Source organism: Caldimicrobium thiodismutans (assembly GCF_001548275.1).
In the GTDB taxonomy this organism is placed as follows: Bacteria; Desulfobacterota; Thermodesulfobacteria; order Thermodesulfobacteriales; family Thermodesulfobacteriaceae; genus Caldimicrobium; species Caldimicrobium thiodismutans.
Genome location: NZ_AP014945.1, coordinates 1,080,733 through 1,105,601 on the forward strand (window position 1 = coordinate 1,080,733; position 24,869 = coordinate 1,105,601).

Annotated in this window: 23 protein-coding genes, 2 tRNA genes and 1 pseudogene; 18 read left to right on the top strand and 8 right to left on the bottom strand. The window is 38.8% G+C overall.

Translation table 11 applies throughout. The features are described from left to right. Positions 1–16: 16 nt before the first annotated feature. Positions 17–107, bottom strand: a tRNA-Ser gene (locus THC_RS05320). A gap of 125 nt (positions 108–232) precedes the next feature. On the opposite strand from THC_RS05320, the gene THC_RS05325 reads away from it, so the two are divergent. After that, the gene (locus tag THC_RS05325) at positions 233–1,402 is read left to right on the top strand and encodes a hypothetical protein (protein ID WP_068514389.1); all 1,170 of its coding nucleotides are present in this window, start codon (positions 233–235) and stop codon (positions 1,400–1,402) included. A gap of 142 nt (positions 1,403–1,544) precedes the next feature. On the opposite strand, the gene THC_RS05330 is transcribed toward THC_RS05325, so the two are convergent. The 4 genes and pseudogenes from THC_RS05330 to THC_RS09605 all read right to left on the bottom strand — a co-directional run bounded on the left by THC_RS05330 (position 1,545) and on the right by THC_RS09605 (position 4,223). Further along, positions 1,545–1,898 (bottom strand): Mth938-like domain-containing protein, encoded by a 354-nt coding sequence (locus tag THC_RS05330; RefSeq protein WP_068514392.1) that lies wholly within the window; start codon positions 1,896–1,898, stop codon positions 1,545–1,547. Between the two features lie 5 nt (positions 1,899–1,903). Beyond that, the gene (gene prfA / locus THC_RS05335; protein WP_068514394.1) at positions 1,904–3,010 is read right to left on the bottom strand and encodes a peptide chain release factor 1; all 1,107 of its coding nucleotides are present in this window, start codon (positions 3,008–3,010) and stop codon (positions 1,904–1,906) included. 15 nt (positions 3,011–3,025) lie between these two features. Further along, positions 3,026–3,247, bottom strand: a complete 222-nt coding sequence (gene rpmE / locus THC_RS05340; protein WP_068514398.1) for a 50S ribosomal protein L31 — start codon at positions 3,245–3,247, stop codon at positions 3,026–3,028. A 412-nt stretch (positions 3,248–3,659) separates the two neighbouring features. Beyond that, positions 3,660–4,223 (bottom strand): annotated as a pseudogene (locus THC_RS09605) (Rpn family recombination-promoting nuclease/putative transposase). A gap of 146 nt (positions 4,224–4,369) precedes the next feature. Between THC_RS09605 and THC_RS05355 the strand changes: the two are divergent. Further along, complete coding sequence (locus THC_RS05355) at positions 4,370–5,608, top strand: putative DNA modification/repair radical SAM protein (protein ID WP_082706324.1); 1,239 nt, start codon at positions 4,370–4,372, stop codon at positions 5,606–5,608. Beyond that, positions 5,589–6,332 carry a TIGR03915 family putative DNA repair protein gene (locus THC_RS05360; protein WP_068514405.1) on the top strand — a complete coding sequence of 248 codons (744 nt, stop codon included), beginning with the start codon at positions 5,589–5,591 and terminating at the stop codon, positions 6,330–6,332. The genes THC_RS05355 and THC_RS05360 overlap by 20 nt, the downstream gene beginning before the upstream one ends. Here the strand turns inward: THC_RS05360 and THC_RS05365 are convergent. Next, entirely contained in the window at positions 6,325–7,875 is a 1,551-nt protein-coding gene (locus THC_RS05365; protein WP_068514407.1) for a PD-(D/E)XK nuclease domain-containing ATP-binding protein, read from the bottom strand. The two genes, THC_RS05360 and THC_RS05365, sit on opposite strands and share 8 nt — an antisense overlap. A gap of 136 nt (positions 7,876–8,011) precedes the next feature. Continuing rightward, positions 8,012–8,085: transfer RNA gene (locus THC_RS05370), tRNA-Arg, on the bottom strand. A 69-nt stretch (positions 8,086–8,154) separates the two neighbouring features. Between THC_RS05370 and THC_RS05375 the strand changes: the two genes are divergently transcribed. From THC_RS05375 to lpxC, 10 genes are all read left to right on the top strand, one after another. Beyond that, entirely contained in the window at positions 8,155–8,940 is a 786-nt protein-coding gene (locus THC_RS05375; protein ID WP_068514410.1) for an LbetaH domain-containing protein, read from the top strand. Positions 8,941–8,956: 16 nt separating this feature from the next. Then, positions 8,957–9,838 (top strand): peptidylprolyl isomerase, encoded by an 882-nt coding sequence (locus THC_RS05380; RefSeq protein WP_068514414.1) that lies wholly within the window; start codon positions 8,957–8,959, stop codon positions 9,836–9,838. Then, the gene (locus tag THC_RS05385; protein ID WP_068514417.1) at positions 9,825–10,364 is read left to right on the top strand and encodes a ribonuclease H-like domain-containing protein; all 540 of its coding nucleotides are present in this window, start codon (positions 9,825–9,827) and stop codon (positions 10,362–10,364) included. Before THC_RS05380 ends, THC_RS05385 begins: the two co-directional genes overlap by 14 nt. Positions 10,365–10,369: 5 nt before the next feature. Next, the gene (locus THC_RS05390; protein ID WP_068514422.1) at positions 10,370–11,848 is read left to right on the top strand and encodes a DegQ family serine endoprotease; all 1,479 of its coding nucleotides are present in this window, start codon (positions 10,370–10,372) and stop codon (positions 11,846–11,848) included. A gap of 2 nt (positions 11,849–11,850) precedes the next feature. Further along, a complete protein-coding gene (locus THC_RS05395; protein WP_068514425.1) occupies positions 11,851–12,738 on the top strand; it encodes a peptidyl-prolyl cis-trans isomerase in 888 nt (295 codons plus the stop codon). 4 nt (positions 12,739–12,742) lie between these two features. Next, the gene (gene recO, locus THC_RS05400) at positions 12,743–13,495 is read left to right on the top strand and encodes a DNA repair protein RecO (RefSeq protein ID WP_068514427.1); all 753 of its coding nucleotides are present in this window, start codon (positions 12,743–12,745) and stop codon (positions 13,493–13,495) included. Further along, complete coding sequence (locus THC_RS05405; RefSeq protein WP_068514430.1) at positions 13,488–14,168, top strand: LOG family protein; 681 nt, start codon at positions 13,488–13,490, stop codon at positions 14,166–14,168. The genes recO and THC_RS05405 overlap by 8 nt, the downstream gene beginning before the upstream one ends. 5 nt (positions 14,169–14,173) lie before the next feature. Next, positions 14,174–15,103, top strand: a complete 930-nt coding sequence (locus THC_RS05410) for an aspartate carbamoyltransferase catalytic subunit (protein ID WP_068514434.1) — start codon at positions 14,174–14,176, stop codon at positions 15,101–15,103. 3 nt (positions 15,104–15,106) lie between these two features. Then, positions 15,107–16,387 (top strand): dihydroorotase, encoded by a 1,281-nt coding sequence (locus THC_RS05415; RefSeq protein WP_068514437.1) that lies wholly within the window; start codon positions 15,107–15,109, stop codon positions 16,385–16,387. 491 nt (positions 16,388–16,878) lie between these two features. Further along, positions 16,879–17,778, top strand: coding sequence for a UDP-3-O-acyl-N-acetylglucosamine deacetylase (gene lpxC / locus THC_RS05420; protein ID WP_068514441.1), 900 nt, complete (start codon positions 16,879–16,881; stop codon positions 17,776–17,778). Here the strand turns inward: lpxC and THC_RS05425 are convergent. Continuing rightward, a complete protein-coding gene (locus THC_RS05425) occupies positions 17,753–18,679 on the bottom strand; it encodes a L,D-transpeptidase family protein (RefSeq protein WP_068514447.1) in 927 nt (308 codons plus the stop codon). The genes lpxC and THC_RS05425 overlap by 26 nt on opposite strands. Here THC_RS05425 and THC_RS05430 point away from each other — a divergent pair. From THC_RS05430 to THC_RS05450, 5 genes are all read left to right on the top strand, one after another. Then, entirely contained in the window at positions 18,668–20,995 is a 2,328-nt protein-coding gene (locus THC_RS05430) for a cysteine synthase (protein ID WP_068514450.1), read from the top strand. The two genes, THC_RS05425 and THC_RS05430, sit on opposite strands and share 12 nt — an antisense overlap. Continuing rightward, a complete protein-coding gene (locus THC_RS05435; RefSeq protein WP_068514452.1) occupies positions 20,985–21,629 on the top strand; it encodes an endonuclease III domain-containing protein in 645 nt (214 codons plus the stop codon). The genes THC_RS05430 and THC_RS05435 overlap by 11 nt, the downstream gene beginning before the upstream one ends. A 9-nt stretch (positions 21,630–21,638) precedes the next feature. Then, on the top strand, positions 21,639–22,523 hold the full coding sequence (locus tag THC_RS05440) for a DMT family transporter (protein ID WP_068514456.1): 885 nt from the start codon (positions 21,639–21,641) through the stop codon (positions 22,521–22,523). 6 nt (positions 22,524–22,529) lie between these two features. Continuing rightward, complete coding sequence (locus tag THC_RS05445; RefSeq protein ID WP_068514459.1) at positions 22,530–23,690, top strand: MFS transporter; 1,161 nt, start codon at positions 22,530–22,532, stop codon at positions 23,688–23,690. A 144-nt stretch (positions 23,691–23,834) separates the two neighbouring features. Next, on the top strand, positions 23,835–24,860 hold the full coding sequence (locus THC_RS05450) for a sodium:calcium antiporter (RefSeq protein ID WP_068514463.1): 1,026 nt from the start codon (positions 23,835–23,837) through the stop codon (positions 24,858–24,860). The last annotated feature ends 9 nt before the right edge of the window (positions 24,861–24,869 follow it).

The window sequence follows — 24,869 nt, forward strand, 5'->3', positions numbered from 1 at the left end:
TGATTTAATAGATTTACGGAGGGGGAGGGATTCGAACCCCCGGAGGGAGAGCAAGCTCCCTCAACGGCTTTCAAGGCCGCCCCCTTCGTCCGCTCGGGCACCCCTCCAAACTTTGTCTATAAATTATAAAACATTTTTTAGGATTAACAAGCAGAGCCCTTGACAAATTCTGGCTGTGGGGAGTATTGTTTTTTTATTAAAGAGGATTATCTTAAAAAGGAAAACTTGAAAAATGGATAAATCTGTGAAAAGAAGCTTTTTAATTCTTCTCCTTTTTTTTGTATTTACCTCAGAGAGGATTTTTGCTGAGGAGCCTAAGAAGGTTCTTATTTTGCCTTTTGAGGTCTATTCTCAGCAAGATTTAAGCTACCTTGCAAGAGCTATCCCAGAGATGCTCACAAGCAGGCTTTTTATACCGAATAAAATACAGGTAATTGAGGCAGAAAAGATAGAAGAGGAACTCAAGAATAAAAAAATAGATAAAAATACAGCTCAGGACTTAGCCAAAAAACTCTCTGCAGACTATGTTATCTGGGGAAGTGTTACGGTAGCAGGAGAGGTGGTAAGTATTGATGCTCAAATTATGGACTTAAGTAACACCAAAAAGCCAGCTCAGTTCTTTCAAGAAATAAAAGGTCTTTCAGATCTAATTCCCCAGCTTACCCGTTTTGCAAGGAAATCAAAAAATTACATTGAAGGAAAGGAAGAGGACTTTTATAAAGAAGATCTTTCTCTTGCCATGGCAGGGGCTCCTTATTATGCTCCAGGAAGGGCTCATCCTGAAAGAGGTTATTTTGGATATGCACCCTATCCAGTAAGACCAATTCCTGAAGAGCCCCCTGTTGAGAAGGCCAAACCACGCTTTGGTGGTATAGGGGATCCTGCTTATGAAGGAGGACTTTTAGGAAATCTGGTTATTGAACTTTCAGGAAATAAGCCAAGAGTTGGTTTTGCTAAATCTGAAGAGGAAAGGGCCAAGGGAAATCAAACCCAGGCTCCACCTCCCTATCTCTATTACTATCCTCCTCAACCTTATTATAATTATTCACCTCCCCCTTATTACTATTATCAGAGGCAGCCTCAGGAGGAAGGGCTTCTTTCCAAGATGAAGAGATGGCTTTGGCCCTTTGGAGAGGATAATACTCGCTTAGTTTATCCTCAACCCCTTTATCCCCAACCTGTTCCTATAACTCCGCAAGGGGTAACTTCTACGCAACAGCCAGTGCCCTCTCAACCTTCTATCACTCCTCAACCATCCATATCCTCTCCTCAACCTCAGAGAGCTTCTCCTCCTTCACCGCCACAAGCCCTTACACCACAGGCACCTCCTATTCCTTCAACTCCCCCTCAAACCGTATCCCCACCTTCAGGACCATCCAGCAATCCCTGGCGCTGGGAATAACTTGTAAAAATTTATTTACTGGTAAGAAAGCCCCAATTTTACATCTTAATTTAGAAAAGGATCAGGGTTAAAAAGTTAAGAAAAACAAGGCTAAAATTCTTAGAATAAGTTTCTGGAAAAAAAGCCTTAGAATTGGAAAAAATTAACAGGTGAGATGAAAGGCTCCTGCTAAAGAGACTTTTTCTTTGAGAAGCTCGTTAAAGCGTTTTACAGCCTTTTCTGTGGGATAGGCCTCAAAAACAATTCCCAAAGCCTTAGCTCTTTCAACTACTTTGGGATCAATTCTCATAACGCCGCTTGCTCCTGTTCCAACAATAAGATATTGAGGTTTAAAGGAAAAGACCTCCTCCAGATCTTCAACCTGAAGGTAGTGTCCTTCCTTTCTCCACCAGTGGGAAAGGATTTTTTCTTGGGAAGAGCTTTTGAGAATGATTAAATCTTTGGTGAAAGTTTTATCCTGATAGGTAAGAGAGCCAAAACTATAGTGCGATATCATAGGGTTTAGGCAGCCAAGCGTAAGGACTCTTCTTCTCTTTTTAGGGATTCCATACGAAAGTGGGTTATTAGGGCATCAATAAATTCATCCAATCCTCCATCTAAGACTTCTGGAAGATTGTAATTTGTAATTCCAACCCGGTGATCAGTCACTCTATTTTGAGGAAAATTATAGGTGCGAATTTTTTCACTTCTTTCACCTGTTCCAACCTGGGATCTTCTTTCCTGCTGGACCTTTTCCATCTGCTCTTTTTGAGCAAGCTCAAAAAGTTTTGCCCTAAGGATTTTGAGGGCAGTTGCTTTATTTTGATGCTGGCTTCGTTCGTTTTGGCAGGAAACTACAATACCTGTAGGAATATGAGTGATCCTTACTGCAGATTCTGTTTTATTCACATGTTGACCACCGTGCCCTCCTGCACGCATGGTCTCAATCTTTAGTTCCTCAGGGCGTATCTCAACATCTACTTCATCTACCTCGGGAAGCACGGCAACTGTGCAGGTAGAAGTATGAATCCTTCCAGAAGACTCTGTGACCGGCACCCTTTGAACCCTGTGAACACCACTTTCAAATTTTAATCTACTATAAGCTCCCTTACCATCAATTCTTGCAATAACCTCTTTAAATCCACCAAGACCAGTTTCATTGACATCCAGAATCTCAAACTTCCAGCCCTTGCGTTCTGCATATCTTTGATACATTCTCAAAAGTTCTCCAGCAAAGAGAGCAGCCTCCTCTCCTCCTGCTCCAGCCCTGATTTCAAGGATAACGCTCTTCTCATCATTTGGATCTTTGGGAAGAAGTATAAGGGGAAGTTCTCTCTCCAAAGATTCTATTTTTTCTTCAAGAAGTTTAATTTCCTCTCGAACAAGGGCCCTGAGCTCTTCATCCTTTTCTTCTTCAAGGAGAAGCTTATTTTCTTCAAGCTCTTTTAGGGCTCGTTTATAATCCTGAAAAGTCTTGACTACATCCTCTAAGGAAGAAAGCTCCTTAGCAAGCTTGGCATATCTTTCGGGATCAGACATAACCTGAGGGTCAGAAAGCCATGATGAGAGTTCCTCATACCGAGTTTCCAGTGCCTGAAGTTTATCTAAGTAAAACTTAGCAAGACTCATATATAATAAAAATTTTTAGGACTCTTCTTTTTGATAGAATTTAGAGTATTTTTTCATGAATTTCTCAATTTTTCCTTCTGTATCAACAAAGCGGGTTTCTCCAGTAAAAAAGGGATGACAATTAGAACAGACCTCAACCCTAATCTCTTTGCGCGTTGAGCCAACTTTTATCTCATTTCCACAGGCACACCTAATCACTGCATCTTCATAATAAGGGGGATGAATATCTTTTTTCATAGCCAAACCTCTCCTTTTAAAAATTTTTCTTTAAAATAACCCTAAAATCCAAAAATTCAAGTTGTTGTATGCGTCCCCATCTTTTGAATCCTAAAGAGAAAAAATCCTTTTGATGATTACTCGTTGAATTCTTCCAATACAGTCCTTCTATAATTTTTGAGGTAGTATTTTTATTTATACAAAATATCCTCTTGTTGTTTCTGAGTTAATATAGATAGGTAAAAAATATGAATTTATCAATTTTCAAAGAGTTTAAAGATATCTTCAGAGCTCTTCGCAAGAATTATTTCTCTATGCCACTCCTTAAGAACTTTTCTATCCTCCTCCCTTGCAACCCTCTACCTCACTTCCTCCGGCACATACCCGAGCTTCACCTCTATAGCCTCAAGCACAAGCTCCCTTGCTTACTATATTAACCCCATGATATATCCCCTTGTTGAATCCCTTGCTCAATCCCCTGCTGATAAAACTTCTCTTCCTCACTCCTCTTTAAATCTACCACATGAAGCCTAAAAAGTTCCCCCTTTAACCCCTCTGGCACTGAAAATATCTTCTCTATCCTTTCAGGATACCCCCAGGGCTTATCCCCTTCATAGAATACAAGAGGTAAAACAGGCACATATCCCCTTCCCTCCTTGAGAGACTTTTCATTTAAAGCGGTTATGTAATTTAAGATCTGAAGGTAAATTCTTTTATCAGGTGCACTTTTGTGCTAAATAAGGATATAGAGATGGGCTTTGGTTGAAGGTTTACCTTCACTAAGAAGATTAACCTCAGCAACAATATCTGGGATTTCTCGCTTTTTTCTTGAGAGAGAAACTTGCTCTTCCGGGATAATTTTAAGGGAGTCAAAGTCAAGATGCCTTTTAATGTGATCAGGGAGGAAGGTTGAGAGGAAGGCTTTTAAGTTTTCAGGGTCTTTGAGGAAGGCCTTGGCAAAAAGGTCATAGGGAATGGGATGTTTCTTCCTTGACATAAAGGTATTTTGCCAGAATTTAGAGGGTTTTCAAGTTGTAAGGTTGGTAAGGGTCTTATAAAGGTTTAAAGGGGGGACCTGAGAAGTTGAGATTTTTAAATAAGGTTTTAATTTAAAAGAGTAGAAATAAAAAGTTAACTGGGTCTATGAATTTGCAGATTCTTAGTCCTGATAGAAGTTTATTGAAAAAACTTAATATTCTTGCTATGTCTGCAAGATATGATAATTCCTGTAGTAGTTCTGGAAGTAGAAGAGAAACACCTGCCCAGGGTATAGGGAATGGGTATATCTCTGGGATTTGCCATACCTGGAGTGCTGATGGAAGATGTGTTTCTCTTTTAAAAATTTTAATGACCAATTTCTGTAAAAATGATTGCAAGTATTGTATTAACAGAAGGCAAAATGATGTTCCCAGGGCCATTTTTACTCCTGAGGAGATTGCCAGTCTAACTATTGAATTCTACAGAAGAAACTACATTGAGGGGCTCTTTTTGAGCTCTGGGATTTATCGCTCCCCAGATGATACTATGGAGCTTATGTTAAGAGCTATAAAGATTTTAAGAGAGAAATACCACTTTGGAGGATACATACATTTAAAACTTATCCCAGGAGCAAGTGATGTGTTAATTTCAGAGGCTTTAAAACTTGCAGACAGAGTTAGCTCCAATCTTGAATTAGCTACAGAGACCTCACTCCGAGCCTTAGCTTCTGAAAAGAACTTTGCCCTTCTTTTTGCTCCCTTAAAGATAGTAAGAGAACAATATGAAAATAAAGAGATAAAGGCTCCAGCATCTACCCAAGTTATAATTGGTGCCAGTCCAGATACAGATAAAACTATTTTAAATTTGGCACAAAGATTATATATAAAAAAGATGGTAAGACGGGTTTATTATTCTGCCTATATTCCTCTAAATATGGATCCAGCTCTTCCTGTTCTCTCATCTCCTCCTTTCCTTCGGGAACACCGTCTTTATCAAGCCGATTGGTTGTTGCGTTTTTATGGCTTTAATATAGATGAACTTTTTGAAAACTCAGAAAATTTGGAGCTTAATCTTGATCCAAAACTTGCTTGGGCTTTAAGAAATCTTATTTTTTTTCCTGTAGAAATTACAAAAGCAGATTATTGGGAATTAATAAGGGTTCCGGGAATTGGGCCAACCTCAGCCAAAAAGATCATTCAGGCAAGAAAATATGGTCCCCTTTCGGATGAGATTCTAAAAAATCTTGGCGTTCCTCTTAAAAGGGCTCGTTATTTTATTACTATTAAAGGCAAATGTTTAGTTAGAAATAGAAAAATGAAAATATTAGAAAATAAGCACCCCTCTCTTTTTAAAGAATTTTCAGATACAGAATGGCCAAAAAGCTATGCCTATTTACCTATATGATGGCACATGGGAAGCCTTTTTAACTCTTCTTTCTCAATTGGTATTTGAAAAGTCTAATAATCTTAATGAACTACGAGTTTATAATTTACGCTTACTTTGCAGAAAGGGGGTTCCTTTCCTTGGAGAAAAAATTGAGGTATCCGAGGTTTGGATTGAAAAGATTAAAAAATTTATTCATGAAATTGGAGGAGACCAGTTGCTCAGAGAGGTTTATCACTGGTATCTATGTGATAGGGCCAATATTGAAATACCTCTTGCTATGTGTTTAAAAAAGGCTGAAAAAGATCCTGAAATATTTTTGAGACCACAGATTATTGAGGCTGTAAAATTGCAAAAGGCAAAGAAATCCCTACTTAGGGAGAGACACAGGTGGCTTGGTTTTTTGCGGTTTTACTCGCCAGAAGAAGGAGTGCTCTTTGCAAGCTTTGAGCCCCAGTATAATGTATTACCTCTCCTTGGTGGACATTTTGTTAAAAGGTTCCCTCAGGAAAAGCTTTTTATTGTGGATACCTTAAGGGGGCTCCTTTTTCTTGGACAAGGAAGAAGAAGCAAGCTCCTGTTTCTTGAAGAATGGGATGTGGATTTAAAAAAACTTAAAGATCCCTTTTTTGAAATTTGGAAGACTTATTTTAGGGAAATTGCAGTTCCAGAAAGGGTTGATTTAAAGCGTCAGCAAAAAAGAGTTCCTTTAAAAGTAAGGCCCTTTCTTCCAGAATTTATGTAACTTTTTCCCAGTGAAAGGAAACAATGTTTTTAGTATCTTTACTAAAATCAAAGCCAAGGAGATAGAGCTCTTTGAACTTCCCTCTATATTTTTCGTGATACCCCTTTTCTTTAAGCTGTTCTATTGCCTTAGGGCTTTCTCCTTCCATCTCAACCACCTTAAACTCAACTATAAAACATCTCTCCTCAAAAATTATAGTTAAATCAATTCTTCCAAGGCTTGTATAATCCTCAGGGATTACTTCAAAGCCTGCCCCCTCAAGAAAACTATAAACCACACTGGCATAATACCCTTCATATCCTGCTATCTCATTACTTCTATACCACTCATAGGGAATCCCTGAAAAAAGGGCCTTTAAAACCTCTCCAAAGGCGGAAACCCTTCCCTCCCTCAAAGCCCTGGTTAACTTAAGGGTAAGCCTTGCACTCTCAGGCCCCTTCCTTGTCAAATAATCCACTATGTAATTATTCAGGGAAACTCTAACCTCTTTATTGGGATAACTCAGATAATAGAGGTATCCCGTTGGGATTTCTTCAACTCCTTTTATGGTGAGATAGCCTGTTTGAAAGAGAAGGTTTTCTGGTTCAATAAAGTCCACATCAAAGCTTCCAAGGAGGCGCTCTGAAGCCATAAGTTCTGAGAGCTGGGGGATATAAAATTTCTTTTCCACCAGGAGTTTAATAAGAAAACTGGGAGTCCCTGTCTCAAACCAGTAAGGGTGAAATTGTCTTTCTTTTAGGTAAAGAAGCACATCAAAGGGATTGTAAACGGGTTCCCCAAGCCAGGAATAACCATTATACCAGCATTTAATAAGCTCTAAATCCTTATCTTGCAATTCTTCCCCAAAGACCTTTTCAAGCTCTTTTTGAGTGTATCCACAGATAGTTGAATACTCTTTGCTTAAAGTAATATCTCTTAACTGATTTAGCCCTGAAAAAAGGGAAACCTTTGAGAATTTAGAAACTCCCGTTAGGAAAACAAATTTGAGCTGGGCATCAAGGGGCTTAAGAACACTATAAAAGTTTTTGAGGACATCTCTTACTGCCTTTGCAGTTTCTCTATCCTCAATGCAATCAAGAATGGGTTTATCATACTCATCAACAAGAACTACTACTTTAGATGCATACTTCTGAGAAAGTTTTAAGATTAGTTCCCTGAAACAGGCATGATAATCATCTTTCCATTTGCAGGTAATATCATAGAGATTTTGATGTTCCTCAAGTTGCTGAAGTATCCATTTCTCAAGGGCTTCTGCACTTTTGACCTCTCCTCCCCCAAAATCAATATGAATAACGGGATACCTGATACTCCAGTCCCAGTTCTTTTCAAGATAGAGCCCCTGGAAAAGCTCTTTTCTTCCGAGGAAGGCCTGCTTCAGGGTATCCACAAAAAGGGATTTTCCAAATCTCCTCGGGCGAGAGAGAAAATAGTATTTCCCCCCGGAGGCAAGTTTTTCAACAAAATGAGTTTTATCCACATAATAATAGGGTTCTGAGCGAATCTCAACAAAGCTTGAAATCCCGATGGGTAGGTTTTTCCCCATAGCTTTATTTTAAGGCCTTTTTATCTGAATTTCAATATCAATATGTGGAACTTTAATATAAAAAGGGCCTTTATGAAGTAAGAGGAAGCAGTATAAATTTATGCAAGAAGTTAATTAAGATTCAAGAAGACACATGCGCCCCCGGAGGGACTCGAACCCCCAACCTGCGGATTAGAAGTCCGCTGCTCTATCCTGTTGAGCTACAGGGGCAAGCTCTCTAAAATTTAATCCAAAAATAATTTTTGACAAGACCTCCTGAAAGGTGTATAATCTTACTCAATGAACTGGGAAGACCTCAGAAATCTCTTTTTTGAAGACTTAAAGGCCGAGTGGATAGGGGAGCGTCTCTTAAAGCAACCACCCTGGGAGGTCTTGAAAGAATTAAAATCCTTCTTACATGATTCTTTACCTGAGATACCCAGAATTTTATCACAAAAACAGCCCCTTTTAGAGGATTATTTTCTCTCAACTGAGGGAGACCTTATTCCTCTGAATCAAATTACAAAAGAAGAAGATAATTATTTTTTTCGGGGGGCGAAAATTAAGGGAGCTATCTTAATGGCTGGAACTTATATAAAGGGAACACGCTTTTACTTTGGGGAAGGTGTTATTGTTGAGCCCTTTAGTTATATTGAGGAACCTGCCTATTTTTCAGAGGGCACTCAGATTCGTCATGCCTCCTATGTGAGAGGAAGTGTCTATACAGGGAAAGGGGCTGTTATCGGGCACACAACTGAAGTAAAAAATTCTATCTTTTTAAAAGAAGCAAAGGCAGCTCACTTTGCCTATGTAGGAGATAGTATCCTTGGGGCAGAGGTAAATCTTGGTGCAGGTACAAAACTTGCAAACTTGAAATTTTTAAAAAGGGAAATTACCTTTGAAATTAATGAGGTAAAATTTAAGACAGGTCTAAGAAAAATGGGTGCCATCCTGGGGGATAGAGTTCAGACTGGATGTAATGTGGTGCTTCAGCCAGGCACCCTCCTTGGAAAGGGCACTGTAGTGTATCCAGGGATGACCGCTGGGTCTGGCTTTTTTCCACCGGGAAGCAAAATAAAATCTTAAGGGAGGAGTATTAGATATGAAAAGGATCCTTTTGAGTGTTATTGCTATTTGTTTCTTTTTTAGCACTCAGGCCTTGGCGGAAAAATTAATAGCTGAAGTTGGCCCTTATAAGCTTTTTGATACAGAGCTTCAAAAAATTATGGAAGATGATCCCCAGATAAAGCAGATTCTTCAGGCCAAACCAGAATTAAAAACCCAGGTTTTACAAAGTTTGATTGAGAGATGGATGAATATATCTCTTTTTGCTTTAGCCGGTAAGGAGGCTAAGCTCACCGATGATCCCGAGGTTAAGAAAAAATTAATGGAATCTGAGAAGATGATCCTTGCAGAGGAGTATCTCCAGAAAAACATCTCAAAGATAAATATTTCAGAGGAAGAGATAAAAGACTATTATGAAAAAAATAAGGCCCAATACAAAGAGCCTGAAGGAGTTAAGTTAAGACACATCTTGATCTATGTTCCCAAAAATGCCGACAAAAAAACAGAAGAAAAGGCTTTAAATAGAGCCAAACAGATCAGAGCTCAGCTTCTTAAGGGAGCTAAATTTGAGGAGCTCGCTAAGATTCACTCTGATGATACAGCATCCCGTGACAAAGGAGGAGACCTCGGGATCCTCAGAGAAGGAGAGACCATTCCAGAGTTTGAAAAAAGTGTTTTTAAGTTGAAGCCAGGTGAAATCAGTGAACCCATCCACTCCCCTTATGGGTATCACATTGTTAAGGTTGAAAAGAAGATCCCCTCTCAGGAACTACCCCTTGAAAAAGTTAAAGATAGGGTTAGAGAAGACTTAATGAAAGAGAAGGAAAGAGAAGCTTTTCAGAAACTTTTACAGGAATTAGTTAAAAAATATGGGCCCAAGGTATATTTAGAAAAGGAAAATAGAGGTGCTTCAAAATAGTAAAAAACACCTTAAACGATATCTTCTTAGACCGGAGGAGGCCCTTTTTGTTGATATAGAAACAGAGGGCCTCTCCAAGGAAAGAAATGACATTACTCTTATTGGTATATACAAAAAAGATAGATATTTTGCCTTTGTCAAGGGTATCAACTTAGAAAAGGCTCTGAGGTTTTTAGCTACAACCCCTCTCTGGATAACCTTTGGAGGTGAAAACTTTGATATCCCCTTTTTAAAGAAGACCTTTCAGGGACTAAGCTATCCCGAGATTCATCTGGATCTCTATCACCTGACCGGGGCTATCGGGCTTAAAGGTGGTCTCAAAAAGATTGAAAAGGCCTTAGGCCTTGAGAGACAAACCGATGGAATGAATGGATATGATGCCGTCAAGCTTTGGAAGAAATGGGTTGAAGATAGAGATAAAAGCGCTTTACGAAAACTAATCCTTTACAATAGAGAGGATGTGGTAAATTTAAAGATTATTCTTGAACATGTGATTCGAAAATTTTTCTTTGAAGAAAGGGGGTAGAGAAGATGAAAAGATGGCCCACTTATAAGACCATATTGGTTATGCTTTTAATATTTGCTTTGGGGGTCTTTGCTCGGGAGACCCTGCGTCACCTTAATTTTTTCAAGGCTCAGGGAGTGATAGCTGAAGATGGAAAACTTCTCCAGGATGAAAACATTCAGCTTGCTCAAAAGTTTTCTCAGGCCTTTTCATTGGTTGCAGAAAAATCAGCTAAAGCTGTAGTTTACATTGAGACAGAAAGGGTTGTCTCTCATCCTCAACCCACTTTCCCCTTTGATTTTTTTGGAGAAGAATTTATGAAACGCTTTTTTTCACCCCCCCGTTTTAGAGAGAGAGGGGCAGGCTCTGGCTTTATTCTTTCAAGTGATGGTTATATTGTGACCAATAATCATGTTATAGAGGGAGCTCAAAAGATTACAGTTAAGATGCTTGATGGGAGAGTCTTTAAGGGTAAGGTAGTTGGAGCAGATCCCTTTTCAGATGTTGCTTTAGTAAAGGTTTCAGCTGATCATTTGCCTACCCTTCCTCTTGGAAATTCGGATTTGATAAGGGTTGGTGAATGGGTGATTGCTATCGGGAATCCCTTTGGTTTAACTCATACAGTTACTGTAGGGGTAATTAGTGCCAAGGGAAGAAGTGGTATTGGCATTACGGATATTGAGGACTTTATTCAGACGGATGCTGCCATTAATCCAGGCAACTCAGGTGGGCCATTACTTAATCTTAAAGGTGAAGTTATAGGTATGAATACTGCTATTTTCTCTCGCTCAGGTGGCTACATGGGAATTGGGTTTGCAATTCCTATAAATATTGTGAAATCTGTTGCAGAGCAGATCAAATCTAAGGGTAAAGTGGAAAGAGGCTGGCTGGGAGTGGTTATTCAGGATCTTACCCCAAGTCTGGCAGAAGAACTGGGGATAAAGGCAAAAGAAGGTGTTTTGGTAGTTGAAGTGGTTCCTGATTCACCAGCAGCTAAAGCAGGGTTAAAGGAAAAGGATGTAATTTTAAGAATAAATGGAAAGGAGATTAAAAATTCTGCGGAATTAAGAAGCACCATCCTTCTTATTAAACCAGGAACCACAGTTGATCTTGAAATCATAAGAGGCTCTGAAAGGAAAACACTCAAAGTAGTTATTGAGGCCCCAAAGAAATCAGCTTTGACCTCCAAGGCAGAAAGAGATAAATTACAAGAGCTTCTGGAGGAGTTTGGCCTTGTGGTCTCCGATTTAACTCCAGATATAGCCAGACGCTTTGGAATTCCATCTAAAATTAAAGGAGTGGTGGTTGTAGAGGTTCTTCCCGATACTCCCGCAGACTTTGCCGGTCTTGCTTCTGGTATGGTTATTGAAGAGGCTAATAAAAAAAGGGTCTCAAATACCCTTGATTTGTATGAGGCTTTAAAGGAATCTGCTCAGAAAAAAAGACTTCTGCTCGGAGTCCGTACTGCACGAGGTAAGTTTTTTGTAACTTTAAGCTTAGAGTAAGTATGCACTTATTGAGTATAATCTTTCTGAGTTTGTTATTATTTTTTGCATCAAAGGGATTTTCTGCTCAGGCTATAAATAAAATTGTTGCTATAGTAGGGGATGAGATTCTTACTCTTTATGAACTTGATCAGATGGGGGAGCCTTATTATCAAAAATTTATAAAACCTGAAACATCTCCTGAAGAGGCCGAGGCAATCAAAAATAAGATCCGTCGAGATCTTCTGGATCAATGGATTGAGGATACAGTCATTGGCCTTGAGGCCAAAAAATACGGTATAAAGGTTACAGATGCGGAGCTTAATGAGTATTTGAAAGAAGAACTTAAACAAGCAGAAGCCCAGGGCTTAAACCTTGCAGAGGTAAAGGAAAAACTCAAAGATCGTCTGATGAAAATAAAATTTATTCATCTGACAGTTAGAGAAAAAATTGCTATTCCTGAGGAAGAATTAAAAAAGGCTTATGAAATTAAGATTAAAAATTTTGATCCAACCCCCAAGTATCAGCTTGAGATCCTGTTGATTAAGGAGGACCTTTTGGTCAAGGATCTTTACGAGCAGATTTTAAAAGGAAAGAGTTTTCAAGAAATCTATCAAGCTAATAGGGAACAGACTCTTTATTTCAGGGAGATTTTTAAAGAAGAAGAGATTGACAAGAACATTTTACAGGAGCTAAAAAAGCTTAAACCTGGAGAGGTTACAGAACCTTTAAAAAGAGGAGAGGCCTTTCAGATTATCCGTTTAATCAAAAAAGAGGAGGGGCAACCTCCTGCTTATGAAGAGGTCAAAAAAGAGCTTTACGAAGAGCTTTTTCAAAAAAAGGCCCAGGAGTATCTCGAGAAGTGGATTAAAGAGCTCAAAGAGACCAAGTTTGTGAAGGTTTATTTATAAAAGGGTGCTGTTTACACTTCCCGCCCTTGTTCTTGATAAAGACAAGATTGAAGAGATAGATTACTTAGTTACCCTTTTTACACCACGAGGAAAAACACGAGTTCTTGCCAAAGGTGCTCAAAAGTCCTTAAAAAGATTTCTCAATCTTCTTGAGGATCTTACCTATTTGAGGGTGCATCTTCGTAAACCCCAGAGAGGAAAGATCTTTATTCTTGAAGGAGCAGATCTTTTATATCTTCCAGAAAGCCCAAGAAAGGAGCCCTTGAAATTTTATTTTTTTTCCTATCTTGCTGAGGTAATAGACTTTACCTCTCCATCTTCTCTTTCAAAGGAGAGTTTTTACTGGATTACGGAATATGTAAAAGATATTGATAGAAGAGATGCGGTAAAACTGGATAAATTCTTTTGGGAAATGAAGTGGTTAGAGATTTGCGGACTTTCTCCTTATATATATGATTGTGTGAGATGTGGAAAGAGGCCCCAGAGAATGTTTTACTTTTCCATTTCTCAAGGAGGAGTTTTATGCTTGAATTGTCGAGATGAAAATGTCTTTATTCTTAGCCCTTCTCAGATTGACCTTTTAAGAAAGATTGGTAGAATTAAAACACTTAAGGAGATGGAAATCCTTTGGGAAGGGCTTTTTGAGGAAGAGAGGGGGCAACTTTTAGAGCTTTCTGAGAGATTTTTTCTACATCACTTTGATTGGGAGCCAAGATCCCTTAAACTTTTAAAGGAGCATTGGGTTAACCATGGATGAGGCGATTAAAAATAGATTTTTAGAGGAAAAACAATATGTTCTTGAAGGTCTTCAGGCCAAGGAATCCTGGAGGCTCTTTAGAATTTTAGCTGAATTTGTAGAAGGTTTTGAGGTTTTACCCAGAGTTTATCCCGGAGTTACTGTCTTTGGTTCAGCCCGGACAAAACCGGAGGATGCTGATTATCAGAGGGCCTTTGAGCTGGGGAGGCTCCTTGTAAAATCTGGTTTTTCGGTAATTACAGGAGGTGGCCCCGGGATAATGGAGGCGGCTAATAAAGGGGCTAAAGAGGCAGGAGGTTATTCCGTTGGGCTTAATATCAAACTTCCTATGGAGCAGGAGCCCAATCCCTATGCCAATGTGAGGCTTGAGTTTCGCTACTTCTTTATTCGTAAAGTTATGCTGGCTAAATACTCCGTTGCCTTTGTCTTTTTTCCCGGTGGGTTCGGCACTATGGATGAGATGTTTGAGATTTTGACCCTTGTGCAGACTAAAAAGATAAGGCCTGTGCCTATTGTACTTGTAGATAGAGAATTTTGGAAACCTATGTATGCCTGGCTTAGTAAAACCTTGATTGCTACGGGTAAAATTTCTCCCTCAGATGTTGAACTTTTTAGAATACTTGATGAACCTCAGGAAGTGGTAAATCATATAAAAGAAAAACTCTGGATTTAGACACCATGCGACATCTCCTGGATATACAGAGCCTTTCTCAAGAGGAAATCTCAGAAATTCTGAGGCTTGCAGAAAATCTTAAAGAAATCCTGATCAGGCCCATTCCCAAGGTGCCAACTCTGAGAGGTAAATTGGTTTTACTTTTGTTTTATGAACCTTCAACACGCACCAAATTTTCCTTTGAAAGGGCCTGCAAGGTTTTGTCTGCTGATACCATGAGCTTTTCTGCCAAGGGAAGTAGTCTCGAAAAAGGAGAGACCATTCTGGATACAGTTAAAAATCTTTATGCCCTGGGAGTTAATCTTCTTGTTATAAGGCACAATCTCTCAGGGACTCCCCATTTTCTTGCCAAACATCTAAAAATTCCTGTGGTCAATGCAGGAGATGGTATTCATGAGCATCCTACCCAGGCCCTATTAGATTTGTTAACTGTAAAGGAAAAGCTGGGCACTCTTTCAGGTTTAAAGGTTGCTATAGTGGGAGACATTAAACATAGCAGAGTTGCTCATTCAGATATTCTTGCCTTTCAAAAAATGGGTTCATCGGTTTATGTCACAGGGCCTGCTCATCTCCTGCCAGAACCGAAAGAAAGGGAGTTTTTTGAGGTTAAATCCGGAGGCTTTAAGGTCTGCTACAAGATGGAGGACGCCTTGAAGGATGCTGATGTTGTAATGGCCTTAAGGATTCAACGAGAAAGACATGGGGAGCCCTTTATTCCTGCTCTTAAGGAATATGCTGAGATCTTTGGGCTTACACCAAAATACCTTGAGTTGATTAAAGAAAAGGCCCTTCTTATGCATCCAGGACCTATTAATTGGGGGGTTGAACTTTCCTATGAAATGGAAAAATATCCCTTTCAAGTTATTCTTGATCAGGTGGAAAATGGAGTGGCGGTAAGGATGGCGGTTCTTTTAAGATTTCTTTCAGGGGATTAAAAAATGAAGATACTTCTCAAAAAGGGGCGTATCCTTGATCCCTCTTCAGGATTGGATTTTGTGGGTGATCTTTTAATAGAAGATGGAAATATACGAGGTGTTGAAAGGGACATAGAGCTTTCGGAAAAGAATATTACTATGCTTGATTGTCAAGGAAAACTTATTTTTCCAGGCCTTGTTGATATGCATGTGCACTTAAGGGAGCCTGGAGAAGAGTGGAAGGAGGACATTGAGAGTGGCACAAGGGCAGCCCTTTATGGTGGTGTTCTTAGAGTTGCCTGTATGCCAAACACTAAGCCTGTTAACGATTCTCCTGAAGTGACTTCATATATTTTGAAGAGGGCTAAGGAAAAGGCCTGGGTCACTGTTTATCCCATTTCAGCTATCACCAAAGGCCAGGAAGGAAAAGAACTTTCCGAATTTGGAAGGCTTAAAAAAGCTGGAGCTATAGCGGTTTCTGATGATGGAAAATGGGTAGCTAACTCTGCTCTCATGAAAAGGGCTCTGCTTTATGCCAAGAATTTTGATCTTCCTGTGATCTCCCATTGTGAAGACCCTTTTTTAAGTTTCAAAGGGCAGATAAATGAGGGAAAAATCTCTGCCAAGCTTGGACTTAAAGGCATTCCCTCATCTGCTGAAACCATTGCAGTTATAAGAGATCTTCTCCTTGCCAAAGAAACGGAAACTTCTGTGCATCTTGCTCATCTCTCTGTAAAGGAAAATATACCTTTCTTAAAATGGGCTAAAGAGGAGGGGATTCCCTTTACAGCTGAGACCTGCCCTCATTATTTTACTTTAACTGAAAAGGAGGTTGAGGGCTATAATACCTTAGCTAAGGTAAACCCTCCTTTAAGAACAGAAGAGGATATTTATGCCATAAAGAACGCTTTAAAAGAGGGCTATATTGAGGTTATTGCAAGTGATCATGCCCCTCATAGTCCCCTTGAAAAGGAGGTTGAATTTGAGCTTGCAAGTTTTGGGATGCTCGGGCTCCAGTTTCTCTTACCTTTAAGTTTTAATCTTGTAAGAGAAGGAGTTTTATCCGAGCTCAAATTACTTGAATATATGATTACTAATCCCTCTAAAATTTTACGGGTAACGCCTCCCAGTTTTAAAGAGGGAGCTCTGGCAGAAGTGATTGTCTTTGATCCAGAAGAAGAATGGAAGGTAACAGAAGAGATTATTCAATCAAAGAGCAAAAATACGCCCCTTCTTGGAAAAACCTTAAAAGGAAAAGTCAAAATGATAATTTTACAAAAAACGATATATAGGGCAGACACATAGGTCTGCCTTATGCAGACAGGCCTGCCCCTACACTACGAATTGCCTCTATAAAAAATTTTTCAATTTAAATTCAGCACATTTCTTAAAACTTTACGGAAAAACTATCTATTTTGCTCTTCTTAAATTCATGAAAGGTTGACCTTAAGTCTCTTGGCAAAGCTTATTTCAAAGGAAAGAGTGGGTAAGGAGCTTTACAGAAAGATAAGGCAATATCAGAAAATGCTTGAGAGAGCATATTTAAAGAAAAAAGGGGATTATTTTCGAGGAAAAAATTGACAATAAAAAGGAGGGGGAGTTAAAATAAATTCCTTTAGAAAATTAAATTAGGCATTACGACTAAAAACAAAGGTGTGGTTTTTTTAATACATTTGTAGAAAAAAAGTCACACTCGGGAATAGTTTGGTCCCCATAAAATCCTTTAATTTCCTTAGTATAGAGTTGGGCATAAATTTTGATTGAAAAAATATGAAAAATTTTAAAAGGATTTGACTATGGAATATCAAAGAACTGTTGCAGATGTGGTAATTTTTGAAGGGGAAGGAGTTTTTTCAGGTAAAAAGATCAGGGTAGAGATTCATCCCTTAAGAGAAAATGAAGGCATTGTCTTTGAAAGGGCTGATCTGTCGGATAAACCCCGCATTCCTCTTGTTATTGAAAATATAGTTGGCCTTGAGGGGGCAGTTCTTCTCACAAATGGTAAAGAATCAATCTCCTTAGTGGAGCATCTACTTTCTGCTTTTCATGGCCTTGGTATTGATAATGCTTTAGTAAAGGTCTTTGGGGAAGAGATTCCTCTTCTTGATGGGTCTGCTTTTCCTATAGTTAGAGCCTTGCAGGAGGTAGGGTATTTATTATTGCCCGCACCGAGAAAGAAGTTTGTTCTCAAAAGGCCCTTTCAGCTTGTTAATGGAGTGGGAAAGATATCCTTCAAACCTTCCCATAAATTAAGTATCAATGCCAGGATTTATTTTGAACATCCTTCCATAGGGGAACAGACCTTTAAGTTTACTCTTACCCCACAGGATTTTATAAGAGAAGTCTCCTTTGCCCGGACTTTTGGTTTTAAAGATCTTCTTGAGGAAAGAAAAAAGAAAGGCCTTCTCAAGGGAGGAAGTTTATCCAATGCCATAGTGATAGATAAAGAGAAGGTCCTTAATGCTGAGGGATTGAGGGCCCAGGATGAATTTGTCAGGCACAAGGTTCTTGACATAGTGGGAGATCTCTTTACCTTGGGGCATCCCCTTTTAGCTGAGGTTTCAGCAGAACTTACAGGGCATAAACTTCATATCGAGGCTTTAAAAGCCCTTTCCCAGGCTGGGCTTCTGGAGGAGGTTTCTACACGGGCCCTTACTTTTTTATGGATTCCTAAAAAGAAGAGGAGGTCTTTCTAATTTTTCCAATTTTGTAAATCAGGCCATCAGGTTTACTTAAAACTTCTTCCAGAGTTAGAAGATTAATTCTATAGGTTAGGCCTTTGGATGAGGTAAGTTCTTCAAGCCTTTTTATAATATATTGAACCGGATCAGGAAAGCGTTTATCTATATCTGGAAAGGCTTGGAGATAGATTGAATTGTCCTCAATAGCCAGTTTGTAAGGCAAATAGGTTACAAAAACATCTGTTTTTAAGGGAACCATTTTAAAGAGTCTTTCAATATCTTCAGGATAGAGCCTGAAACATCCATGGGTAGTTCTTCTTCCAATGCTGTATGCCTTGTTAGTGCCATGAATAGCAAAGAGGCCTTTATCTAAATACAAGGCATAATCTCCCATAGGATTTTCAGGCCCAGGAGGGACGACCTCTGGAAGCTCAGGTTCTTCCCTGCGTATTGATTCCGTTGGATACCAGTATGGCTTTTCTTTTTTGCGCACAATCTTGTAATTTCCTGTGGGGGGAAGCTTGCCCTCATCTCCAATCCCAATGGGAAAGGTTAAAAAGGTCCCCTTCCGAAAATAGTAAAGTCGCATTTCTGGAAGATTTATAAGTATATAGTTTTCCTTTTTAAGGATAAATTCTTCTGGAACAATAAGTTTATAGGGTAAAAGAATTTTTGAACCAGGAGGAGGAACCCATGGATCAACCCCTGGATTGGCAAGAAGTAGTGCCTGATAGCCTAATTTGAACTTTACTGCAAGATCAACCAGAGTATCCCCCTTTTTTAGGATATATTCTTTGTCTTCAAAATAAATAAATTTATTGTTTTGCAAAGAAGTAAAGGCAAGCCCTTGAGAGTAAAGTAAAATGATATAGAATAAAAAAATCCCGGTCAAGGAGGTAAATCCATGCGCTTTCATAATATCCTTCAAAAGGTTGGAAATACTCCTATTGTTAAACTAAACAAGTTAAAAGTCAAGGGGGCTGTAGAAATTTGGGGGAAGCTTGAAAGTCAAAATCCAGGTGGATCTGTGAAAGATCGTATTGCCCTTGCGATGATAGAGGATGCAGAAAAAAGAGGTCTTCTTACTCCTGAAAAGATTGTTATTGAGGCTTCAAGTGGGAATACAGGAATTGGGCTTGCCATGGTTTGTGCAGCCAAAGGGTATCGTTGCGTTATTGCTATGCCAGAGTCTGCATCCCTTGAGAGAAGAAAGGTTATGCAGGCTTTTGGAGCTGAAATTGTTTTAACTCCTGCAGGCAAAGGCACAGATGGAGCCATTGAGTTTGTTTATGATCTTGTGAGGGCTGAGTCTGAAAAATATTTTTGCCCTGACCAGTTTAACAATCCTGCCAACTGGCAAATGCATTACCGAACAACTGGGCCTGAAATCTGGGCTCAAACCGAGGGGAAAGTTACCTTTGTGGTAAGTGCCCTTGGAACCACTGGAACAGCCATGGGAATTGCAAGATATGCCCTTGATAACCATCTTCCCTTTAAGGTGGTTGGGGTTGAACCCTATCCCGGGCATAAAATTCAGGGACTTAAAAATATGAAGGAATCCTTTCCCCCAGGAATTTTTGATAGAAAACTTCTTTATAAGGTGATTAATGTTTGCGATGAAGAGGCCTATGAGATGGCAAGATGGCTTGCAAGGAATGAGGGTATATTTGTAGGAATGAGCTCAGGGGCAGCTCTTGCTGGAGCTTTGAAACTTGCTGAAGAAATTGCTGAAGGAATGATTGTAGTAATCTTCCCTGATCATGGAGAAAGATATCTCTCAACTCCCCTCTGGGCCTTTGAAACAAAAGAGGTGGAAAGGGACCTTTATCTTTATAATACCCTTACTCAGAAAAAGGAGGCCTTTGTTCCTAAGGACCCCCCTGTAGTTAAGATTTACACCTGTGGCCCAACTCTTAACATCAGGCCTCACATCGGGCTCTATCGCAGGCTTCTTACTGCAGATATTTTAAAGGGGTATCTCAAACTTTTCGGATATACTCCTTTTCATGTGGTAAACCTTACTGATTTTGATGATAAAACCATCCAGACTGCCCTTGAAAAAGAAAGACCCTTAAAGGAATTAACTGAAGAAATAGAAAGAGCCTTTTATGAAGATCTTGAATTTTTAAGAATTGAAAGGGCTAATGCTTATCCCAGGGTGAGTGAAAATCTTGAGGAGATGAAGGAGCTTGCCTTTAAACTTTATGACCAGCACAAGGCCTATGAGAAGTTTTCTGCCCTTTATTTTGATGTGTCAAGATTCCCTGATTACGGAAGGCTTGCCAAAGTTGATTTGAAGGCTCTCAAAGGAGGTGTGACAGTTGATCAAGAGGAATATGAAAAGGAAGAACCCTATGATTTTGCCCTTTTGAAAAGGGTTCATATTCTTGAGATGAAGGCAGGCTATTTTCTTGAAACACCCATTGGAAGAGTGAGGCCTACCTGGCATATCCACTGCGCTTGTATAGCTTTAAAATATCTTGGGGACAATTTTGATATCTATACCAGTGGAAGGGATTTAATCTTTCCCCATCATGAAAACACAAGAGCCGTTGCCAAGGCTTTAACTGGTAAGGAACTTGCCAATTACTGGATTCACACAGAACTCAGCTATTTTGAAGGAAAAAAACTCTCCTCAGATAATAGAATCACCCTTCCAGATATCAAAGAAAAAGGTTTTGAAGGTCGGGTTTTAAGACTATATATGCTTCAGAGTCACTACAGTAGTCCTCTTAATTTTTCCTGGAAAGCCCTTGAGGATGCAAAAAGATACCTTGAAAAAATTGATACCTATCTTGCCTATATTTCCTTTGCAAAAGAAAAGGTTTTACCAGATAGGGAAAGGGAAACTCTCTGGGAAAAACTCTCCACCTTTGAAAAAAACTTTAAATCCGCTTTAAAAGAAGATTTAAACACCCCTCTTGCTATTTCGGAATTAACCGACTTTCTTAAAGATCTTTATCGTCAGGCAGAAAAGGGCTTTCCTGCAGGCTATAAAGAAAAAGTTTTTGAGGTTTTAAGGAGTTTTAACTCCATCTTTAAATTTCTTAAGTTTCCAAAAGAAATAAAAGACAGGGAAATACTTGAGCTTGCAAAGAGAAGAGATAGGGCACGAAGGGAGGGAAACTTTGAGGAGGCAGATATTATAAGAGAGGAGCTTATTAATAGAGGTTATAAAGTTTATGATACTCCCTCAGGCACCAGGGTTATAAATTTCCTTGATGAAGAATAAGATTTTTTTTGAAATTTTTGAAAAGTTATATAGGTTTTTTGGTCCACAGGGGTGGTGGCCTGCAGAGAGTCCCTTTGAAGTCTGCGTGGGAGCTATCCTTACTCAAAATGCAAACTGGAAAAATGTAGAAAAGGCCATAGAAAATTTAAAAAAAAAGAATCTTTTAACCCCAGAAGCCTTATATCAGCTTTCAGAAAGAGAACTTGCCGAGCTCATTAAACCCTCTGGATTTTATAATCTTAAGGCCAAAAGACTAAAAAATTTTTTAAAATTTCTCTTTGAAAACTATCAGGGAGATCTTAAAAGAATGAGGGAGGAAAATCCTGAGATTTTAAGAAGAAAACTTCTTGAGGTAAAGGGCCTTGGCCTTGAGACCGTGGATTCCATTTTACTTTATGCCTTAGATATGCCCTTTTTTGTGGTGGATGCCTATACCTATAGAATCCTTTTTCGGCACGGGCTCTGTCCTGAAGAAACCACCTATGAAGAACTACAAAATATCTTTCATGAAAATCTTGAAAGGGATATAGAATTATACAAGGAATTTCACGCCCTTTTGGTTGCCTGTGGAAAAATTTTCTGTAAGATGAAAGAGCCCCTCTGTGAACCTTGCCCTTTATCTGAGCTGAGGTAACCCTCCTTTATGGTCTGGATAATCCTTTCCATTCTTGCAGGGTTCTTTGTAGCCCTAAGTGATGCCTTAAACAAAAAATATATATCCAAAGAAGGCTTTGTAAAAATGACTGTTTCAAGAACCCTTGGAGCCTTTCCCTTTTTATTTCCTTTGTTTCTCTATTTTCTATTAGAGAAAACTTCCTATCTTTATTTTACCCCAGATTTTATAGTTAATACTCTAATTCTTCTTTTTCTTGAAATCATAGCTACCCTTTTTTACATGAAAGGTATCGAGATCTCTCCTCTTTCAGCTTCCCTTCCCTTTTTATCCTTTACCCCAATTTTTATCATTTTTACTGGATTTTTCATTCTTGGAGAAAGGGTAAGTGTGCCTGGTGCTTTGGGAATTTTTTTAATTGTTACCGGAGCCTATCTCATTCACCTTCCAAGAATTAATCAGGGAATCCTTGCACCTTTAAAAGGTATCTGGGAGGAAAGAGGAGGCCTTTTTCTTCTGGTCACAGCCTTTATCTATGGAATTACAAGTGTTCTTGGTAAAAGAGGCCTTCTTCTATCAGATCCCCTCTTTTTTGCCTCCTTTTATTTTTCCCTTCTTTCCTTTACCACACCATTAATCTTAAAGTTTATATATAAAATTGAAATCCTTTCTTTTTTAAAGAAAAATTTTAGAGGTATAATTCTGGTGGGAGGAACGCAGGCTCTTATGTGTTTTTGCCACATGCTTGCTTTAAGTCTTATTGAAACCGCCTATATGATTGCCTTGAAAAGAACAAGCATTTTCTTTGCAGTGGGGCTTGGCTGGCTTTTTTTTAAAGAGAGGCACATTGGCCTTCGCTTGGGAGCCTCAATTCTAATGTTTATAGGAATTCTGATTATTGCCTTCTGGAAATAGATAAAAATGTCCTCAAAATCTCCTTTTACCCTGATTATATTGCTTGGGCTTGTAAGTCTTTTTTCAGATTTTACCTATGAAGGGGCAAGATCCATTATTGGGCCCTATCTTGCAACCTTAGGGGTAAGTGCAACCCTTGTTGGATTTGTAGCGGGATTGGGAGAGTTTCTGGGATATTTTTTGCGTTTTTTTTCAGGCTATCTTACAGATAGATTGAGAAAATACTGGGCCATAACCTTTGCAGGTTATTTTATAAATCTTTTTTCAGTGCCAGCCCTTTATTTTGCAAAAACTCCCTTTCAGGCAGTAAGTCTTATTCTTCTTGAAAGAACAGGAAAGGCTTTAAGAACACCAGCAAGAGATACCATCCTCTCTTACGCAACTTTTAAAATAGGAAGAGGCAAAGGTTTTGGCATTCATGAGGCCATGGATCAGATAGGGGCTTTTCTTGGCCCTTTGATGGTTGCAGGAATTCTTTATTTTACCAAGGATTATAAAACCGCCTTTGCAGGTCTTTTATTTCCTGCCTTATTGGCTTTATTTTTTCTCTTTCTGGCAAGGAAGCTTTTTCCAAGTCCTGAAAAGTTTGAAAGGACATCCCCTCTCTCTGAAGGAGATAGCTTTTCTAAGGGCTTTTGGCTATATGCCCTTGCTATGGGAATCTACGGTGCAGGTTATGCAGATTTTGCCCTAATTAGCTATCATTTTAAAAAGATTGAGCTTTTTATAGGAGAAGAAATTGCCCTTCTCTATGCCTTAGCTATGGCAATTGATGCCCTATCAGCCCTTATCTTTGGTTATCTCTTTGATAAGAAGGGTATTTTAATTTTAATAGGGGCTATAGGACTTTCCTCTCTTTTTGCTCCTTTTGTGTTTTTGGGAAGAAAAGAGCTTGCCATATGGGGAATTATTCTCTGGGGGATAGGCTTTGGCGCTCAAGAATCAATTATTCGGGCAGGAGTTTCCTACTTTGTCCCTCCCCAGATGAGAGGAAGAGGTTACGGAATTTTTAATGCCCTCTTTGGGCTCTTCTGGTTTCTTGGTAGCACCCTCCTTGGAATCTTATACGATTTATCTTTACCTATCTTGGTGGGAACATCAATTTTTTTACAGCTTCTTTCCATTCTATTATTAATAAAAGTATCTAAAGTATCTCAATTTCCATAGAAAGATCTATCACTAAACACTATGCATATTTACTAACGCATTTTCATTTATAATTTCATACACTTTGAGCAATATTTATTGTATCAAGAAAATAATCCTTTTTTTTCAAAAAATTCAGGTTAAAATAACTTTGAGATTTTCAAGATGTCTATGAATTCAATTATAGAGATTATAACTTATTTTTCAGCCTTTTTGATGGCCACTGGAGTTATCACTTTTTGTGGAAGCAGGCTTTCTAAATATGGAGATATAATTGCGGAAAAATTGGGGCTTTCTCGCACCTGGATAGGTGTCATTCTTTTGGCCACAGTTACTTCTCTACCAGAACTGATAACAGGCATTAGCTCTGTGACCTATGCAGATGTTCCTGATATTGCTCTTGGAGATATTTTGGGAAGCTGTGTTTTTAATCTGTTGATTCTTGCTTTTCTTGACATGCAATTTAGAGGCTCACCTGTAACTTCCCTTGCCCATCACGGTCACATTCTTTCTGCCTCCTTAGGAATACTACTTTTCATCATAACCGCCTTGAGCCTCTTTTTAAAGGATAAAATTTTTCCTCTTGGATGGATTGGGCCTTATACCTTAATATTTATTCTAACTTACTTTATTGGTGTTAAAATGATTTACATATATGAAAAAAGACAGTTTGCCAGATATATAAAAGAAAAAGCTATAGAATTAAAATATGAAGAAATCTCTACTAAAAAAGCTATAATACACTATGCAATTAATGGTTTTTTTGTAATAATTACTGCTATTTTTCTTCCCATAATTGGAGAGGGTCTTGCTGAAGCAACAGGGCTTGGGCAGAGCTTTATTGGAACTATCTTCATTGCAATGACAACTTCTCTCCCTGAAGTAGTGGTCACCCTTTCTGCTGCAAAAATTGGTGCTATTGATCTTGCCATAGGAAATCTCTTTGGAAGTAATTTATTTAATATTTTCATTTTGGGAATTGATGATATACTTTATGTGAAAGGTCCCTTATTATATTATGTTAATGAAAATCATATAATTTCGGCTTTATCAGCAAGTGCCATGACCTCTGTGGCCATAATGGGGCTTATCTATAGGGCTGAAAAAAAGAATTTTTTCATTGCCTGGGATTCTCTAATAATTATAATGTTCTATCTTATTAATATGATGTTGCTTTACACCCTGCGCTAAGCCTTTAAT

What these genes read in the sequence shown, in the direction of transcription:
- THC_RS05325 (WP_068514389.1), top strand. Translation starts at nt 233, where the DNA reads ATGGATAAATCTGTGAAAAGAAGCTTTTTAATTCTTCTCCTTTTTTTT.
- THC_RS05330 (WP_068514392.1), bottom strand. Translation starts at nt 1,898, where the DNA reads ATGATATCGCACTATAGTTTTGGCTCTCTTACCTATCAGGATAAAACT.
- prfA (WP_068514394.1), bottom strand. Translation starts at nt 3,010, where the DNA reads ATGAGTCTTGCTAAGTTTTACTTAGATAAACTTCAGGCACTGGAAACT.
- rpmE (WP_068514398.1), bottom strand. Translation starts at nt 3,247, where the DNA reads ATGAAAAAAGATATTCATCCCCCTTATTATGAAGATGCAGTGATTAGG.
- THC_RS05355 (WP_082706324.1), top strand. Translation starts at nt 4,370, where the DNA reads ATGAATTTGCAGATTCTTAGTCCTGATAGAAGTTTATTGAAAAAACTT.
- THC_RS05360 (WP_068514405.1), top strand. Translation starts at nt 5,589, where the DNA reads ATGCCTATTTACCTATATGATGGCACATGGGAAGCCTTTTTAACTCTT.
- THC_RS05365 (WP_068514407.1), bottom strand. Translation starts at nt 7,875, where the DNA reads ATGGGGAAAAACCTACCCATCGGGATTTCAAGCTTTGTTGAGATTCGC.
- THC_RS05375 (WP_068514410.1), top strand. Translation starts at nt 8,155, where the DNA reads ATGAACTGGGAAGACCTCAGAAATCTCTTTTTTGAAGACTTAAAGGCC.
- THC_RS05380 (WP_068514414.1), top strand. Translation starts at nt 8,957, where the DNA reads ATGAAAAGGATCCTTTTGAGTGTTATTGCTATTTGTTTCTTTTTTAGC.
- THC_RS05390 (WP_068514422.1), top strand. Translation starts at nt 10,370, where the DNA reads ATGAAAAGATGGCCCACTTATAAGACCATATTGGTTATGCTTTTAATA.
- THC_RS05395 (WP_068514425.1), top strand. Translation starts at nt 11,851, where the DNA reads ATGCACTTATTGAGTATAATCTTTCTGAGTTTGTTATTATTTTTTGCA.
- THC_RS05405 (WP_068514430.1), top strand. Translation starts at nt 13,488, where the DNA reads ATGGATGAGGCGATTAAAAATAGATTTTTAGAGGAAAAACAATATGTT.
- THC_RS05410 (WP_068514434.1), top strand. Translation starts at nt 14,174, where the DNA reads ATGCGACATCTCCTGGATATACAGAGCCTTTCTCAAGAGGAAATCTCA.
- THC_RS05415 (WP_068514437.1), top strand. Translation starts at nt 15,107, where the DNA reads ATGAAGATACTTCTCAAAAAGGGGCGTATCCTTGATCCCTCTTCAGGA.
- lpxC (WP_068514441.1), top strand. Translation starts at nt 16,879, where the DNA reads ATGGAATATCAAAGAACTGTTGCAGATGTGGTAATTTTTGAAGGGGAA.
- THC_RS05430 (WP_068514450.1), top strand. Translation starts at nt 18,668, where the DNA reads ATGCGCTTTCATAATATCCTTCAAAAGGTTGGAAATACTCCTATTGTT.
- THC_RS05425 (WP_068514447.1), bottom strand. Translation starts at nt 18,679, where the DNA reads ATGAAAGCGCATGGATTTACCTCCTTGACCGGGATTTTTTTATTCTAT.
- THC_RS05435 (WP_068514452.1), top strand. Translation starts at nt 20,985, where the DNA reads ATGAAGAATAAGATTTTTTTTGAAATTTTTGAAAAGTTATATAGGTTT.
- THC_RS05440 (WP_068514456.1), top strand. Translation starts at nt 21,639, where the DNA reads ATGGTCTGGATAATCCTTTCCATTCTTGCAGGGTTCTTTGTAGCCCTA.
- THC_RS05445 (WP_068514459.1), top strand. Translation starts at nt 22,530, where the DNA reads ATGTCCTCAAAATCTCCTTTTACCCTGATTATATTGCTTGGGCTTGTA.
- THC_RS05450 (WP_068514463.1), top strand. Translation starts at nt 23,835, where the DNA reads ATGTCTATGAATTCAATTATAGAGATTATAACTTATTTTTCAGCCTTT.